Below are 15,916 nucleotides of genomic sequence, written 5' to 3'. Positions count from 1 at the left end.
GCACTTTCGCCCAGCTAGCCCCTCGCTCACCTACGGTTCAGCCACGAATCGTCAACACCATCGAAGGAAGATAGAAATGAAGACCGAACTGCCCGAAGAGGTCCGGAAAGCGTTCATGAGCCTGGAGCACCGGGTGACGCACCTGGAAGACGCGCTGGCAAAAGCAGTTCTGCTGCTGCGCGCCACGGGGCAGCTGGACGCAGACGACGCCGCGGATTACCAGGCCGGCCTCACCGACCGGCGTGAACGGTTCAAGCGGATGATGACCGAACTGAGCCTGGAGGAAAACGAATGGTCCCAGGTCCAGGACTACGACGAACACGAGGCCTGTGGCCCCGTGTCCAGCTGACCGCGCCTTCCACTCGGCCACGGCCCGCCCCGGCCCACTTCCGGCGGCGGGCCTTTCACATGACCAGTGAAGTCACGGCCCGGACCGCGCGGCCATCATTGCGCCGCTTACACCTCGCCATCCCAGCCTCTACCAGCGGCCATTCACCAGAACCGGCCCTGAACCGAGAGGCACCCCCATGGGATGGACGTCCTACTGGCGCGACAAGCACGCCGAAACCAACGCGGAGCACTTCGCGGCCAAACTCGACCCCCGCTACAAGATCATCGCGCACGGCACGGTCGCAGGCGTCTTCTACGCCGCCATCCATGATGGAACCACCAGCGAGGTCACCGCGTACATCGCCATCACTCACTGGTCGCGCGACCCCCTCTTCAACTTCAGCTACAAGGACCTGAGCGAGACCTGCATGCCGGGCGACCACAAGGCACCCAAGTCCGTGCTGAACGCGCTGACACCGACCACGCACGATGACGCACTCACCTGGCGGGCGCACTGCCGGGACTACCACGCCCAACGCGACTTTCTGCGCAAGTACTTGAAGCCGGGCACCCAGGTCCGCCTCACCCACTCCCTGACCTTCACCGACAGCACCAACACCGACACGTTCACCTACACCCGACGCGGCCGCACCCCGGGCATCCTGATCATCGGCAGAAGCCACTACCGAATCCCGAACTGGCGCGACAGCGTCGCTGCACTCATCAGGCCAGATCACCGGGAGACCCTCACCCCCGTCGGCCAACGGCAGGCCACCAACCAGCGCGCCATCCCAACTGCCGACGCCGCCGAGCCGCAGCCGCAAGCCGATCCCGCAGCAGCCGCCTGACCCCTCGCCCGCGACACGTGCACGGCCCCGCCCTCCCAGGGCGGGGCCGTGCACGTTTCCACAGGACGTCTTGCAGGGCTAACAGCCACACCGGCCATGCTCACGCCGACACCCAACAGCGACCCAACAAGGGAAATGAACGTTATGAACCGTGCCCTGGTCCAAAAGGTCCTCCGCACTATCAAGCAGCGTACGAACCTGCTCGTCATCGACGATGTGCTGCTCGGCACCACCCGACTCGAAGCACGCGCGCCCCTGCACGGGGTCACACTGAACGTACCCGGCATCGCGGTCTACCTCTCGGGCTACGCCATCGAGCGCGTCAACGGCAATGACGAAGACAGGGACCCCGAATTCGAGGCTTCCACGGACAACGAGTCCGGCACCGTCTGGGAAGTCGCGGACCGGCTGCTCGGTCTGAACCCTGCCGACACCGACGCACTGTTCGGCTTCCCCAGCAGCAGGGCTGTGCTCGCCGCACTCGAGCAACTCGCCGCAGGCGCAGACCAGGTCAACTGGTCAGCCATCCGCTAGACCCGCACCACCTGGCCGCTCACCCGAGGCCTGCCCCCGCGCCTGGGGGCAGGCCAAGCTCCTAGGCCGACGCCGTCCTTCCGCCCCACCCCCGCGACCTGCCTGCCCCCACCGGCGCCCGGCTACGACGGGTTGCGGGGCTAACCTGCACGTCGCTCACGGTCCACCCCGCGCCCCCACCTCACCGCGGAGGCGCGTCCGCCCGGCTCACCGGCCAGCGGGTTCTCATACTCGGGAAGGACCAAGCGTGTTCACCGCACACGACCTCCACCAGGCGCTCACCGCCAGCGGCACCTACAACGGCCTCTACACCGCGATCATGGCCTCCACACCACCCCTTTCCATTCGCACGCACGCCGACCAAGCCTCTGGGCTGGTGTTCTTCGAGCAGGACCGCCGCGTCCGCAACAGTCCGATCAGCGGCACCATCACCTTCAACCCTGATGCCGGCTCGATCCTTCTGTGCGCCGACGGCTACACGGGCAATCAATGGCACACCGCGCTGGAACGCCTCACCACCACGCCGGCCGCATGGTCCTGGCAGCCCGCCCCCGACCACAAGCCGGGCACGATCGAGGGCGTACTCCACCTCGGGGCGAACATCACCGCCGAGACCAGCATCTGCTGCTCCCATCACCACAGCGACGCCGCCAACGCCGCCCTTGCCCTGATCCCCGCAGACCGTGCCGCGAGTGGGCCCGCCTGGGCCCTGGCTGTCGCCGTCCTGGGCACCTTGGTCACCGACAATCCGGGGTACCGCTCCCCGGTCCTGCCCGCCCCGGACCCGGATACCCTCAACGGCCCCGCGACCGACTACGCGGCCGCCGCCACCACCGTCGCGGAGGCCCTAGAGCTCCTGGACGATAGCGAGGACTTCGACACCGCCCGCGACCACGATCCGACGTGGCCCACCGACGCCGAAGGAACGGCCGTCCGAGCCCTGCGCGACTTCCGGGACGCCCTCATCCAGCAGACCGAGCAGCCCGACCCCGAGCACGGCTCCGTCGACCGAGGCGGATGCTGCGACTGCCCGCACGAGATGGCGGCGTAGCTGCGCCGCTCCACCCTGAGCTGTGAGCCCTCGGCCTCCGCCCCCGCGCCGCCGAGGGCTCACAGCCTTGGGCCCGGCGTGACGCGCTGAAACGACGGGCCCGGACCCTCCACAACCCCCCGCGGCTGCTGCGGAGGGTTGCGGCACTAACAGACCGCACGGACATGGTCATCCCCGCCGCACCACAGCGGCCCCGCAGAACCATCGAAGACGCCAACCGAAAGGGACGCCCGGTGGGTTACACCCTCTACCGCGACTGTACAAAACGCTCTGAGACCGACCAGGAGATGTGGGCCAGCCCACTCAACACCTACCTGCGCGACCACCAAATGGGCCATGCCGGAGCGTTCAGCACCCTGCCTGAGATGATCCGCCACGTGGAGGCGATCGGCGCCATGTGGTGGGACTACACCCACCCGATCCCGGCTACCCTCGGCGTGATCACCGTCAGGAACGGTGGCATCCTTGCCCGCTCCTGGAGCCCGCTGATCGACAGCCGGGAGATGTTCACCGCGTGCGCGATCGAGGGCCTGCGCTCTTGGCGTACGGAACTGGCCACCGACCAAACCCGGCACCGCCTGTACGGTCCCGAGCACGCTGATCTGCTGGTGCCCTCGTTCTCCTTCTCCGAACACCACTTCGCCAGCCCGGTGGACAACTGCCTCTACATCGACGGCCGCCAACGCGAACTGCCCGCCGACACCGTCGTTGCCCAGTTGCGCATCGACGACATCCCCGGCTGGCTGGCCCCGGAACACCTCAGCGGTGTCCCGCACGCCCGGCCCAAGACCCGCCTCACCACCGTCGACTACCACCGTCAGGCGAAGGCCATCCAGCAGGGCTGGAAGAAGGCCGCCGACGCCGCCACAGGCACCTCCTGACCGTCGCCGCCAGGGTGCGCCACACCGGCGCACCCCGGCCCCATCGAGTCCACCGCCGCACCCAGCCCCGACTTGGAGACCTGATGCCCACACCCACCATGCTGCACATCGACAGAGCGACCGTCGCCGCTATGACCGCCGACGAACTGCACGTCCTCGCCGCCGAGCTCGCCGCCGCCCGTTCGTTCGTCGACGACGTCCTTGACGAGCGTGCCCCAGAATCCCACTGCGGAGGGTGGGATCACCCCGGCCACCACTGGACGCGCTACGGACGCTCCCGCTACTGCGCGGGCGACGGGCCATTCTCGGACCGTTCAGCCCGCGGGTGTGGCGCCGACTGGCCACATCCCGGCCACGACCTGGGAGACCGCCGCGCGCCCTGCCCCGGTGTCCCGGCCGACCCCGAAGCAACCCGATACCGCCACGTACTCCAATGGCTGCCCGGTGACATCGCGACCGCAGGGAAGGTACTTGGGGCCCTCCTGGCTGAGGACGTCGACGTCCGCCACCCGTCCGGAACCGGAGCGACCACCACCCTGCTCATGCACGCCCCCGGAGGCAACGAGCTCCTCGCCGAACCGGGTGACTGGCTCGTGCTCCCCGACGGCGGCCACTGGCAGGTGAGAAGCGACAACCCCCTCCCCGCCGACCAGACCGCCCAACCACCCACTCCGTGAGACACACCCGGCCCGCCCGTCGTGGTGGCGCCGCTTGCCGTACGCCGGCCGATCGTTCTCGCAGCCGCCCTGAGGCGGCGACCACCCGACCCGCTTCCCCGGGTCTGAGAGGTTTCTCCATGCCCCACGCCGAACACCTCACCCCCGCCGAGGCGCCCACCGTGCCAACATGCGACTCGTACGCCTACACCAACCGACGCGGCGCATGTCACAGGGTCGCCGCCAAGCTGCTCATCGTCACATTCTCGGAGCGCATGACTCAGCGCCTGCGTCTGTGCAACCGACACGTAGCCGGAGTGTACGAGGATCTGGCCGACCCTCTATTCGCCTATCTCGGCTGCACCGGTGTGACCGAAGCTCCCATCGCCTCCGCTGAGCAGCTCCGCTCCGGTCCTGCTACGCCCGGGGGCGGCGCCCGTCCCGCATCAGCCCTCTCCGCCGCCGAGTATCAGCGCCTGACGCTTGAGGAGGCTGTTGGAGACGACCTCGTTGTCGGCGGTGTCGTCTACAGCCGTCACGAATGGGTGCCTGACCCCGAGGACGGCGTACGCCGCCGCACCGCCCACGACGTCCACTCCGATTTCTCCCAGACCGGTGACGACGGCCGGCTTTCAGAGCAGGACAGCCCCGCAACAGATTGGCCCAGCAGCGACCTGCCGTTCTGACCACCCCGGCTGCTCCCGACCAGCGCCCCCGGCCCCGCCTTACGCGGGGTGCCCGGGGGCGCCGCCGTGCCACCACAGCGCGCGTTGCGCCACTAACCCTCCGCACCACGATCCTCCGCATACGACCCGGCACCCGCCGCACCGCACCGGAAGGACTCCACCCAATGTCCGCCCAGCCCGCCTCCACGATCACCGTGCACCTGACCCCCCGGCAGCGTGCCGCCTACCTCACCGACTGGGACCACCACAGCGACACCGACGACACCGACCACGCCGCTCTCTACACCCTGATCGCATCCGCCAAGCTGTCCACGATCACCGACGCCGAAGGCAAGCGTCGCCGCCGGCACGTACTCACGCTCACCCGCGCGCAGGCGTGCGACATCCTGACGAACATCGCCTACGCGATGGAGATGAACACCAGTGACGCCGACGACGGCGACACTGACGCGGCGAACCGCATCAAGCACCACGGCGCTGCCTACACCATCGTCCGGGCCGCTGGAGCCGAGACCATCACAGAGTTCAACGCCCGCACCGGCGTGGGAGAAACCCCCGCCGACCAGGAACTGCCCGCCGTCGGTGGTGGCGGTGACGACCGGGAGCACCCCGGAATGCGTGACGTGACCCGCCAGCCCGAGGCTCCCATCGTTACCGACCAGGAGGAAGCTCACGCGAACGAAGGGGATGGTCTGACGTGCCCGAACGGGAACCGCCCGCCGGAGTGCACCGAGATTGACCCGTGCGAGGCATGCGCCCAGGACGCGGACGCCGAGGCAGAGGAAATCGAAGTCTCCATGGGCCTGCGCGACCCGACCGGTGACAGACACCGCCCAGACCCAAGAGACGTCTACGAAGTCACCGTGCTTCGCAGCGAGATGATCACCTTCACCCTGCCCGCAGCCTCCGCTCAAGACGCGGAGGAGCGCTACCTCATGGACGGCGAAGAGACCGGAAGTAAGACCGTCGAGCTGCGCGTCGACTCCACCAAGCGCCAGGACCCGGAACCGCTCCCGCCCCGGGGCTGCGCACAGGACGCGGGTGGTTGCGGTGGTAGCACGCCGCCCCGCCATAGTCCGACCTGCCAGATGCGCCTCGGGCCCCTTCCCGAGCGCTCTTGTCAGCCCAACTCAACGTTTTGGAAAGCCGGTTGATCCCATGCCCAAAGTCAGTCTCGATAAGGACACCCCTAAAGTTCCCACGGGAACCCTGGTCCTGGTGCTGGTCATGTGCCTGGCACTCTTCACGGTGCTGATCACTACCATGCATTCTCGCGACGACCGTCGCGGCGCCCCGCAGCACTGCCCGGTGCGGCCGACCGCCACTCACACACCGCACAAGGCTTCCCCGAGCCCCGCCCCGTGCCCGACGCGCACCGCTGCCCCGCGGCCGGCCCACCCCGCCACGCAGACAGCCCACCACCCCGGCAGCCTCCCCACGAAGACGCACCGGCCCGTCCAGAAGATGCCCGGGGCCCCCAAGGCGGCGCCGCCCGCACCGAAGAAGCCCGCAGCCCCGAGGCCCGCTGCCCCCAAGGCTCCCGCCCCGGCCGCGCCGCCGAGGATTCGCTGACCCCGATCACCACGCGCCCCGGCTCCCCGGGGTTCCCGAGTCCGCCGCCTGAGAGGGGCTCGGGAACCGTCGCGTTTCTGCGCCGCCCTAGTTTCCGCGGTCGGGCGCAGGTTGCGGCTCTTGCCGGCTGCCACGCCACGGTTCAGGCACCGGCCCGGGGGAGCGGTGACCGTACCGCCCCGCCCCCTCGGGCCGATTCACACCCCCTCGTCTGGAGGTCCCGCTTCATGGCCACCCCGAATGCCGCACTTGCCGCCGAGATCCGCATCGCGATCTTGGAGCATCCCGAGCACCACGACCAGCAGTTCTACATCGACGGCGTCGATCTCCTCACGCCGGGCGACAGTCTCGCCGAAGGTACCCGGCCGGGCTGCGGGACCACCCTATGTGTCGCCGGATTCGCCGCCTACCTCACCGGCTACACCATCGTCCGGCTCAGCACAGATCCGCGCGAGGACACGGTCCTCGCCTACCAGCGAGGCAAGGACTCCGGTTTCCTCGCCGGTGTCGCCCGCACGGAACTCGGCCTGAGCGTCGTCGACGCCGACTGGCTCTTCTCCGGCCTGCGCATCCGCGACGAGGTCCTTGCCGCGCTCGGCCAGCTCGCCGACGGCGCCGCCCACATCAACGTCGCCGCCTTCACCCCACGCCGGTCTCCCGCGTAACAGCCCCCGGTCACTGCCGCTTGCGCTGGGCGCAAAGCCCCGGTCCGGCCAGCCCGGCGGCCACTACGGCAACAGATTTGAAAGGCCCACGAGTATGCAGACGTTTTCCCTGATCAAGACGGCACCGGCGGACCGACTGCGCACCGGCGGCATTCTGCGGACCGCACTCGACCGCCACGGCATCACACACCGTGTATGCGGGGGTGGTGTCGAGCGCGGCCACCTCGCAACCACCCTGGAGCAAGCACCCCGCGTGTACATCACCGCCTACAACGACGGCTGCACCGGATACGACCTTCCTGAGGCCGGTCATGGCGGCTTCACGGCCGTGGTGACCACCGACACCGGGACGTCGATGGTGTGGGACGGGCCGGACGCCGAACTACCGCCCGCCCTGGACGCGGAGAGCTGCGCCCGCTCGGTCGCTACATACCTGGGGCTCACGCCGTTCTTCTGTCCCTCATGTGAAGACCACGGCCAAGTGGAGCTCTTCCACCCGTCCACGGACGCTTTGGTCGGTCGTCGTCCGTGTGAGGACGTGCTCTGCGTCAAGCGGGGCGAACGGCGTGCCGCGGCTGCCGCCCTGGCGGCCCTGTACGTCGAACACGGCGCGCACAAATGCACCGGATACATGTGCTGTCCACCGTTCTGACCGGTTGGCGATCCGAGACCGAAGGCTGAAGGGTCGTGATCGGCGACGACGGACGCCGGCACAACATCAGCCCCTGACCCGCGCTGCACCGGACGGCCCGCCCCCGCCAAGGGGGCGGGCCGTCCCGCGTGCCCGTCCCGGCTCCCCACCCAAGGGGTTGCCTGGCTTGGCTTGCCGGGGGCCAGTGTGAGTGCCAAGAGCGGCTTCCACCCCGCTGCGGGTGTGGTCGATCCCCCGGACCGTCGACTGCCCGGCCGGGCCCGTTCTTCCGCCTCCCAGCCCCCTGAACAGGAGTTGTCATGTCCATGTTCCCTCTTTCGGCCGTCGCCACCCTGCACCGCGCCCCGACCGCGCCCGCCCACCTCGTGCCTTACGACGGACCCCGCGTCGCCGCCGCCGACTTCTTCACCCTGGCCCGGCAGGGTCACGCGACGACCACTCCGCCGCCCTTCCGCAACGGAGACTGTGTGTCCTGCCCGCGCGGCACCGAGTGGACGCGACAGGACGGCCGGTGGATTGACCCCCGACAGCCCCATGGCCTGGTTCTTACCGACCGTCTGGTCACTGGCTGGTGGCAGACCCGCAGGACGCCGGGCAGTCGGTTCGCGCTGGTGCACCGACTGGCTCCTGCCGAGACACCCCTGATCATCGGTGACCACTACACCAGTTCCCAGTTCACGGGCGCCACGTTCTCCGAGGAACCGGTCACCGGGGGTTGGCTGCGCTCGATCGCCTGGCAGGCAGCCCGTACCCGCACCGCGAGCGTCCATCTGGAGCTGCCCAGCGGCATCGTTACCCTGCACTCTCAACTGGTCGGCGACGTCTTCTTCCACCCCGCCGCTGTACCTGCGGCCCCCGCCGCGCTCTGTGCCTGACACTCCCGCCAGCGTCCTGCCGTGCCGCCCGCCCCGCCGTCCCTGACGGGGCGGGCGGCACGCGCTTCCCGACTGATGCCGAATCCGTCGTATTACGTCCTGCACGTCCGCAACTACCTCCCCCGATCCGTCCCCCGCATCGCGAGCCCGGAACCTCGGAAGCCTGGCGTAATGCAGTCGGCGCCCGCTCCCAATGGCCTTCCCGCGAGTACGGCACGGCCACGCTGTCCAAGTGCGCCGAATGGGGCCACCTCCGCACCGACCACGAGGATGGCGACGGCCTCGTCAGCCCCGGTCAGTGCGTGGCCTGTCTCACCGACGACGCATGGCACGACTTCGCACTGGTCAGCCAGGGGAGGACCACCTATTGAGGTCGTACGCCCTGCGACCTGATACACGAGTTCCCAGCGAACTCTGACAACCACTTTCGGCCCTCGGCGCCTCTCACGTGGCGCGGCGCGGGGGCCGCCGCCATCCCCCGCCCGCACGGGCCCGCGCCTCCGCCGCCCGCGCCGACCCCGCTGTGCATCCGCTGGTGAGCACCCCGGCCCGACACACCGCGCAACGACGACGGACGGGGCAAGACCCACAACCGCGCCGCCGCACCAGACCGCTTGCGCCCCTTGCCGGCACCTGCTTCACGGTACGGATCACCGGCCGGGGCGGCGGTGACCACATCCTCCCCGCTCCTGGCCCGGCATCCGCACCAACTCCGCCCACCCGATTGAAGGAACCTCCACATGCTTCTTTTGATGGGCCGCCAGGACTGCGGCGGCAACCTCGTTATCGAGTCCTCGCACGCGAACCTCTCCGAGGACGAGATCACCGCCCTCGTGGAACAGGAGGCATCCGACGGCAACGCGTGGGCCGCCTCGTTCTCCGTAGAGTCCCATAAGGAGGCCATCCAGAGGGCCTATGACGAGTACGTGGCCCCCGAGGCCGACGAAAACACGAAGCTCATCGACAAGGTGCACGGCTTCGCGCCCGTTCTCGACCGCCCACGCGACTAGCTCGCTAGTTAGGTATCTCCAGGACACCAGCGCCTGGGCGCCATTACAGCGCCGAGCCCGACCCTGGCCCGTGCCCTCGACGGCCCGCCCCCTGCAAGCCCCCGCAGGGGCGGGCCGTCGCGTTACTACCCGGGCCCGGACCGGCAGAAAGGGGATGCCCGGCTTGGCTGCCCTCCTGGCACGGCGCGCGGACAGGCCCCCGGCCCCAACAAGCGGGGCCGGGCCAGGCTTGCACGGCTTAGCCGCACGCGGGGCAGTGTCGGTGTTGCCCCCTGTGGCGCCCTCCCCCCAACCGACCGTGCGAACTGGCAGGGTGCTGCGACAACCGTCCGCGACAACAAGCTGCTCAGCTGACCTGCGGTCACAACAACCTCCACATCCTGATCGCCGCCGCACATCACTCAGTACCCCAAGGAGTAACCCATGAATGGCAGACCGCTGCCCCTTCTACTGATCGATGTCGACGGACCGCTGAACCCCTACGCCGCGAAGCCGTCGAAGAGACCGGAGGGCTACCTGACGTACCGGATGCGCCCGATAGGCTGGGAAAACCCCCGGCAGAAGCCACTGCGGGTATGGCTCAACCCGGCGCACGGTACCCAGCTCCTAGCTCTGCCGTTCAATCTTGTCTGGGCCACGACCTGGGCACACGAGGCTAACCAATGGATTGGCCCGCACCTCGGACTGCCCGACCTTCCGGTCATCACCTGGCCGGACGATCAGAAGACGGCGCCGAGCCCGTACTGGAAGTCGCAACCCACAGTCTTCTGGAAGACCCGGACCATCGTGGAGTACGCGGCTGGACGCCCCTTCGCCTGGATCGACGACGACTTCACGGATCTGGATCGGGAATACGTTGCCCAGCATCACGAGGGCCCGGCACTGCTGCATCACGTGCAACCCCGGCTTGGCCTGTTGCCAGACGACTTCGAGGCGCTGGCCGCGTGGGCGGAGTCGCTGACCGCCACGGGTGATGAAGGTGACAAGCATGGGACCGGCACTCCGCACGGAACCTGAGGAACACGCATGCATGTGTCCTGACCCGATCCGCCCATCCGCCCTCCAGCCCGTGGAACAGGGCAGCCCCCGGAACGCGCCTTTGCGAGCCGGGGGCTGCGCCGTGTCAGGGTGGCAAGACCGTCGGCGGTTCCTGCGCTGCGACGCGCGGAGCGAGGGCGTCCTGCCCGCGTCCTGGCCTCGCGCTCCGCGTCTGACACACCCCACCGCCGGCTTCCGGCGCCCACCGGCCCGGATTCCACGCCGACGGCCTGCCGCTACTGCTCTCTACCCGGGGCCGGCTGAACCGTAGTTGCCCCGCTTGCCCCGCTCCACGCAACTGTCCAGCCACCCCTGGCCGCCGTGCCGTGCGACCACCCCGGCTGCACAAGCCGCGCGCCGACTAGACGTGAGGACAGTTTCCATGGGACGCGAAGTACACCGAGTGCCGCACGATTTCGACTGGCCGTTGAACAAGGTCTGGGAAGGCTTCCTGACACCCGACCACTTCGACGAGGAGCAGTGCCCTGACTGCAAGAGCGGCTACTCGCCGCAGGCCCAGAACCTGTACGAACTCTGGTACGGCAAGTTGCCGTTCGACCCATCCAGCACCGGCTCCGCGCCCTGGCAGCACGACACCCCCGGCATCCGAGCCGTCGCCGAGCGAAACACTCGATCCGCACCAGAGTTCTACGGCACTGGCGAAGCCGCTACCGTCCGTGAGGCGCAGCGTCTGGCCGACCTCTTCAACAGTCAGTGGTCCCACCACCTGAGCCAGGACGACGTCGAGGCCCTGGTCGCGGCCGAGCGGCTCCACGACTTCACCCATACCTGGAGCCGTGAAGAGGGCTGGCAGAAGATCGACCCGCCCGTAAAGCCGACCGCGGAGCAGATCAACGAGTGGTCCCTCACCGGCTTCGGCCACGACGGGCTCAACGCATACGTGGTCATCGAAGCCCGTTGTGAACGGGAGAGCATCGAGCCACGGTGCCCGACATGCAAGGGGCACGCCAGCTTGGAAAGGTACGAGGGCCAGCGCGCTCAGGCCGAGGCGTGGCAGCCGACCAACCCGCCCAAGGGCGACGGCTGGCAGTTGTGGGAGACCGTGTCCGAGGGCTCCCCCATCAGCCCGGTGTTCACCTCCGCCGACGAACTTGCGGGATGGATGTCCGACCCGGCACGCGGCAACCGGTGGGTGCCGCCTGCTGCTGCCGCAAACTTCATCGCCGACGGCTGGGCGCCCAGTTTCGTCAGCACCGCCAGTACCGGTGTGGTGTCAGGCGTCGAATGGGTCGGACACCACACCGACGAAGGGCAGCCGGATCGCCCCGACACCACCTGACCACCCGCCCGATGCTCGCTCCCCGGCCCCCGAACTCACGCCTGCTCGCGGGAGTCGGGGGCCGCCTCATGCCCAGACCAGGATGCCCACCGGCCCAGCACCCCAGGCACGAGGAAGAGCGCGCGGCCCTCGGCCCTTGGCCGATCCGATCCGTGGCTTGCTCAGCCTGCACTGCTTGCGCGGCTTGCCCTGACCCGGAGCAGTGTCGGTCTGGCTGGAAGGACGCTCCCGCGCCCCCCACGTGTGGCCCCGCCCCTGGGGCCGGGCCACACAGCATCTCGCCCGCTTCCCCCCCCGTAGTGACACCGAGCAAGGGAGACCATGTGATGACCGAGATCGCCAGCACCTACACCGCCGACGGAATCGCCGCCGGAATGAGCACTTACCCGCACCCGAAGCCGGTCCTGGACACGGGCGCGCTGGCCGAAGCGATCCGGGTTCAGCTTCGCACCTGGGTGACGGCCGAGTTGGGGATCACGGTCCCCGCCCCCGAGCTGGTCGCCGCCTCACCCGCCACCAGTATCGCCTGGCTCCTCGGAGAGATCACCGAAGTCGTCCACCTCTACGGTGTGGAGACGAACGGCGACGCCGAACCTTGGGGCATCACGCACCTGCTCAACGCTCGCGCCGACGGCTTGAACGCCGCCCACGGGCGCGGTGACGGCCACCTGTTGGGGGCCCTGTACTCACTCATCGCTGCCCGCGCCCATCTGAGGGACGGTTTCGAAGGCCGGTTCGAGCTGGATCCGTTCGGAGCTGACCGTTACACCATCAACGAGAGGTCGCTGGTCGAAACCGTCCGCGTACAGCTCGCCACGTGGGCGCCCGCCACGTTCGGGACAGTCGTACAGCTCCCCGACCGGTGGGAGTTGCGCACCGCCGCCGACCTGTCCGACATCATCGGAGATGTGATCCGGGCGGCGGAAGTGAAGTACGGCGACGTGGACGACGACGACAGCATCCGCGGCATGGCGCACCTGGCCAACGCCCGCGCCCACGGCCTGAAAGCCGGATACGGGCACGGCGACGCCCACCTGTTCGCCGCCCTCGGCGCGCTGGTCCTGACCGCCGCCGCCCTCACCTGACAGACACCCGCACCGCCGCGCCCCGCCGCCAACTGCGGCGGGGCGCGGCCCCGAGGGGCGTGGGACCCGCTGCGCCCCTGAACCCGCGAATCCGCCGCCCTACCCGAGGATCTTGATGCCGCCGACGACCCCGCCCGCACTCACGCGCTCGGCCTGCGACCGAGACGCCCGCTGCCTAACGGCAGCCGGCCGCGGAGCCTTGACCCTGATCACCGAGTACGGCGCCCCGCGTTACTGCGAAGACCGCTCCGGCCCCCACACCGGCTACCACACTCCGCCCCCGCCCGAGCTGTTCACCGTCGGCTGGCTGAGCCGCGACGGCAACCAAATTGCCATCACCGCCGACGGCCGAACCGCCCTGAACGACTACCGACGCCGCCGCGACGCCGCCGACGCCCTGCCCTACACCTTGACCCGCAACCCGCTGCGCGCAGAACTCCACCGGTCCCACGAGCCCATCCGTCGCCTGCACCACGCGGCCACGGGGGAGGAGATCAAGCCGGGCGACACGGTCACCGACCCCTCCGGACACCAGGCCACCTACCTGGGCCCCACTATGCGCAGCGACGACAGCGGAGCGACCTGGACCCCCGCCTTCAACGCTCGCGTCACCTACCCCGATCACGGCACGTGGCTCTACCCGCCCGCGGCTCTCGACGCCGTCTACGACCAGGAGCCCGCCCTGCCCGGCCCCGCTGCGCCATGACCCCCGCCCCTCAACCGGAGACCACCATGACCACCCCCGACAACACACCCGACACCACCCCCGACGACTCGGAGTCCTTCACGCTGCTCATAGGCGCCCAAGTCGAGGCATATGCCCTCGTAGTCCGCCGACAGACCTGCAACCGTCTCATGGCGATGCTCCGCGACGACGGCCAGATCCTGGCCGCCAACCTCGTGGAGGAAGACCGCGACTTCACCGAGCTGTCCCGCTCCCTGGCTGCCGTCCCCGCCACCCCGAAGACGGAACACGGAGCCTACTGCCGTTCCTTCGACTGCCGGTGCGGCTGCGACCAGACACAGAGCTGCCCCGACTGCCACCGGTGCGTGTGCTGGCGCGCGCAGTGCTGCACCCAGGCCGCCGCCGACCACGCTCGTACGCGGGCTCGCCAGGCCGCACTGCGGGCACTACTGGACACCATGGACCTTACGCTGTTGACCGAACTGCGGGAGACCGCCGCCAACGCCGAGGAGGATGCCCTGCGCGCCGCAGTCGTCCGCCGGGTCCGGCTGCTTACGCCGGCCGACGGGACCCGCTGGACACGCGCGGTCTTCGACGCCCGCGACTCCAAGTTCGGCATGGGGCACGCCGACTATCGCGCCCACGACGTGACGCTGCACGACCACGGCAGCTCCACGGTCGTCGACCTCGATGACGACGTGCTGCGCGCTGTGCTCGGCAAGCTCGCCGAACTCCTGCGGCCTGAGGAAGGCGCCGACCTGACCGTCGACCTGAACGACAGCCCCGAGCAGAACTGCGAACCCGCCAACTGACCAGCCGCCCCGCCCATGTGTAAGAGGCCCACCCCGCCCGGGTGGGCCTCTTCGCGTTCGCCGCCCCAAAACGCCTTCCTTGAGGGGTTGTGCGGCTTGGCCTAACCCGGGGCAGCGTGGTGCTGCCGGAAGGACGCTCCCGCACTGGTCCCTCCATGTGCAGCGAGCCCCGACTCCGTGCCGCGCACAGCCGCGCGCCTCATTTGACCATCACCCGCACTCCACCAACGGCAACCAACACCCGCATCTGAGCGTGGCCCCAGCGCTGCGCCGCCGAGGCGGGCACCGCCTGCGGGGCCGCGGACCGTCACGGCGACGATTCCAAGGAGAGCAGCATGAACCCTGCCGAGCAGGCCCCCCTTCCAGCGAGCACTGGAGAGAGCACACGAATGCCTTCCCCAGCAACTGACTCAGCCCGCAACCTGGCGGTCAACGTCGAAGTTGCTCCCCGCAGCAACGAGGTGGCGTACATGGCTGAACTCAGCGAGCCCCCGAGCGAGGAACCGGAGCTCGGACGCACCTTGACCGAGTTGGAGCGAAACGTTCTTGAAACCGCTCAGGTGACGGCCCCCATGCGTCCGGGGCCACGGGAGCGCTACATCCGTGAGCGGCTAGACATGTCACCCACTCGCTACTTCCAGCTTTTGAATGCCTTGCTTGCGAAGCCAGCAGCTTGGGAAGCAAAACCGGCGCTCATGAGGCTCCTCGATGCACGACGTCAACGGAATCGAGACCGGTACTGGTAGACGCGTGCCCGTCGACCCTGCCAGGCACTCGCCCACCGCCGCGGACCTGAGGGGCACCACGGCGCCCGCGCCTGATGTGCATGGCCACCTATCGTGATTCGCTGACCAGCCTCGTGGACTGAGGCGACACCGACGACGCCGTCTGGACCCGACCCTGCGCAGGTCCAGGTCCACTCGCAAACGCCCAGCTTCTTGAACCGTGCTCCGCGCACCCGACGGTCCGCCCCCTGGCACAACCCGGGGGCGGACCGTCCCGTCGTTACGTGAGCTGCTCCGTTCCCAACTTCCGAGGCGCCGCTGGACTACGCCCGCGCTGCCTGGAACGCCTTGGGCCTGGAGGACACCCCGGACCGCGAGGCGTCCTGACGTCCAAGAGGCCACAATGCACCCAGCAGCCCGCCCGGCCTGCCCACCCACAGCATCCCCGTCGCCCAACCTGAGATGATCGCTGCTCACCGGCCCCGAACTCCCGGCTCCGCGCCCCGGGTTC

The 15,916-nt window shown here is 69.1% G+C and carries 18 protein-coding genes; all 18 read left to right on the top strand.

The window, feature by feature from the left end; genetic code table 11:
• The first annotated feature begins 76 nt into the window (after positions 1 to 76).
• The 18 genes from OG413_RS40115 (at position 77) to OG413_RS40030 (ending at position 15,426) form a co-directional block, all read left to right on the top strand.
• A complete protein-coding gene (locus OG413_RS40115) occupies positions 77 to 349 on the top strand; it encodes a hypothetical protein (RefSeq protein WP_266814511.1) in 273 nt (90 codons plus the stop codon).
• 178 nt (positions 350 to 527) lie between these two features.
• Positions 528 to 1,178, top strand: a complete 651-nt coding sequence (locus tag OG413_RS40110; RefSeq protein WP_266814509.1) for a hypothetical protein — start codon at positions 528 to 530, stop codon at positions 1,176 to 1,178.
• A 144-nt stretch (positions 1,179 to 1,322) separates the two neighbouring features.
• Entirely contained in the window at positions 1,323 to 1,712 is a 390-nt protein-coding gene (locus tag OG413_RS40105) for a hypothetical protein (protein WP_266814507.1), read from the top strand.
• A gap of 247 nt (positions 1,713 to 1,959) precedes the next feature.
• Positions 1,960 to 2,763, top strand: a complete 804-nt coding sequence (locus OG413_RS40100) for a hypothetical protein (RefSeq protein WP_266814505.1) — start codon at positions 1,960 to 1,962, stop codon at positions 2,761 to 2,763.
• Between the two features lie 287 nt (positions 2,764 to 3,050).
• Complete coding sequence (locus tag OG413_RS40095) at positions 3,051 to 3,644, top strand: hypothetical protein (RefSeq protein WP_266814503.1); 594 nt, start codon at positions 3,051 to 3,053, stop codon at positions 3,642 to 3,644.
• Between the two features lie 83 nt (positions 3,645 to 3,727).
• Positions 3,728 to 4,321 carry a hypothetical protein gene (locus tag OG413_RS40090; protein WP_266814501.1) on the top strand — a complete coding sequence of 198 codons (594 nt, stop codon included), beginning with the start codon at positions 3,728 to 3,730 and terminating at the stop codon, positions 4,319 to 4,321.
• 119 nt (positions 4,322 to 4,440) lie between these two features.
• The gene (locus OG413_RS40085; protein ID WP_266814499.1) at positions 4,441 to 4,986 is read left to right on the top strand and encodes a hypothetical protein; all 546 of its coding nucleotides are present in this window, start codon (positions 4,441 to 4,443) and stop codon (positions 4,984 to 4,986) included.
• 164 nt (positions 4,987 to 5,150) lie between these two features.
• Positions 5,151 to 6,140, top strand: coding sequence for a hypothetical protein (locus OG413_RS40080; RefSeq protein ID WP_266814497.1), 990 nt, complete (start codon positions 5,151 to 5,153; stop codon positions 6,138 to 6,140).
• Positions 6,141 to 6,785: 645 nt separating this feature from the next.
• Positions 6,786 to 7,223, top strand: a complete 438-nt coding sequence (locus OG413_RS40075; protein ID WP_266814495.1) for a hypothetical protein — start codon at positions 6,786 to 6,788, stop codon at positions 7,221 to 7,223.
• A gap of 94 nt (positions 7,224 to 7,317) precedes the next feature.
• The gene (locus OG413_RS40070; protein ID WP_266814493.1) at positions 7,318 to 7,875 is read left to right on the top strand and encodes a hypothetical protein; all 558 of its coding nucleotides are present in this window, start codon (positions 7,318 to 7,320) and stop codon (positions 7,873 to 7,875) included.
• A gap of 299 nt (positions 7,876 to 8,174) precedes the next feature.
• Complete coding sequence (locus tag OG413_RS40065) at positions 8,175 to 8,750, top strand: hypothetical protein (RefSeq protein ID WP_266814491.1); 576 nt, start codon at positions 8,175 to 8,177, stop codon at positions 8,748 to 8,750.
• A gap of 740 nt (positions 8,751 to 9,490) precedes the next feature.
• Positions 9,491 to 9,760 carry a hypothetical protein gene (locus OG413_RS40060; protein ID WP_266814489.1) on the top strand — a complete coding sequence of 90 codons (270 nt, stop codon included), beginning with the start codon at positions 9,491 to 9,493 and terminating at the stop codon, positions 9,758 to 9,760.
• A gap of 423 nt (positions 9,761 to 10,183) precedes the next feature.
• The gene (locus tag OG413_RS40055; protein ID WP_266814487.1) at positions 10,184 to 10,777 is read left to right on the top strand and encodes a hypothetical protein; all 594 of its coding nucleotides are present in this window, start codon (positions 10,184 to 10,186) and stop codon (positions 10,775 to 10,777) included.
• 403 nt (positions 10,778 to 11,180) lie between these two features.
• A complete protein-coding gene (locus tag OG413_RS40050) occupies positions 11,181 to 12,098 on the top strand; it encodes a hypothetical protein (RefSeq protein ID WP_266814485.1) in 918 nt (305 codons plus the stop codon).
• 326 nt (positions 12,099 to 12,424) lie between these two features.
• Positions 12,425 to 13,183: a hypothetical protein gene (locus tag OG413_RS40045; protein WP_266814483.1), complete on the top strand. Its 759-nt coding sequence runs from the start codon at positions 12,425 to 12,427 to the stop codon at positions 13,181 to 13,183.
• A 199-nt stretch (positions 13,184 to 13,382) separates the two neighbouring features.
• Positions 13,383 to 13,889 (top strand): hypothetical protein, encoded by a 507-nt coding sequence (locus OG413_RS40040; RefSeq protein WP_266814481.1) that lies wholly within the window; start codon positions 13,383 to 13,385, stop codon positions 13,887 to 13,889.
• A gap of 26 nt (positions 13,890 to 13,915) precedes the next feature.
• Entirely contained in the window at positions 13,916 to 14,680 is a 765-nt protein-coding gene (locus tag OG413_RS40035; protein ID WP_266814479.1) for a hypothetical protein, read from the top strand.
• 335 nt (positions 14,681 to 15,015) lie between these two features.
• Positions 15,016 to 15,426: a DUF3263 domain-containing protein gene (locus tag OG413_RS40030; RefSeq protein WP_323138021.1), complete on the top strand. Its 411-nt coding sequence runs from the start codon at positions 15,016 to 15,018 to the stop codon at positions 15,424 to 15,426.
• The last annotated feature ends 490 nt before the right edge of the window (positions 15,427 to 15,916 follow it).

Source organism: Streptomyces sp. NBC_01433, from assembly GCF_026340105.1.
Lineage (GTDB): Bacteria > Actinomycetota > Actinomycetes > Streptomycetales > Streptomycetaceae > Streptomyces.
The sequence above is the reverse complement of the archived record's forward strand: the minus strand, read 5'-3'. Positions and strand labels throughout refer to the sequence as shown.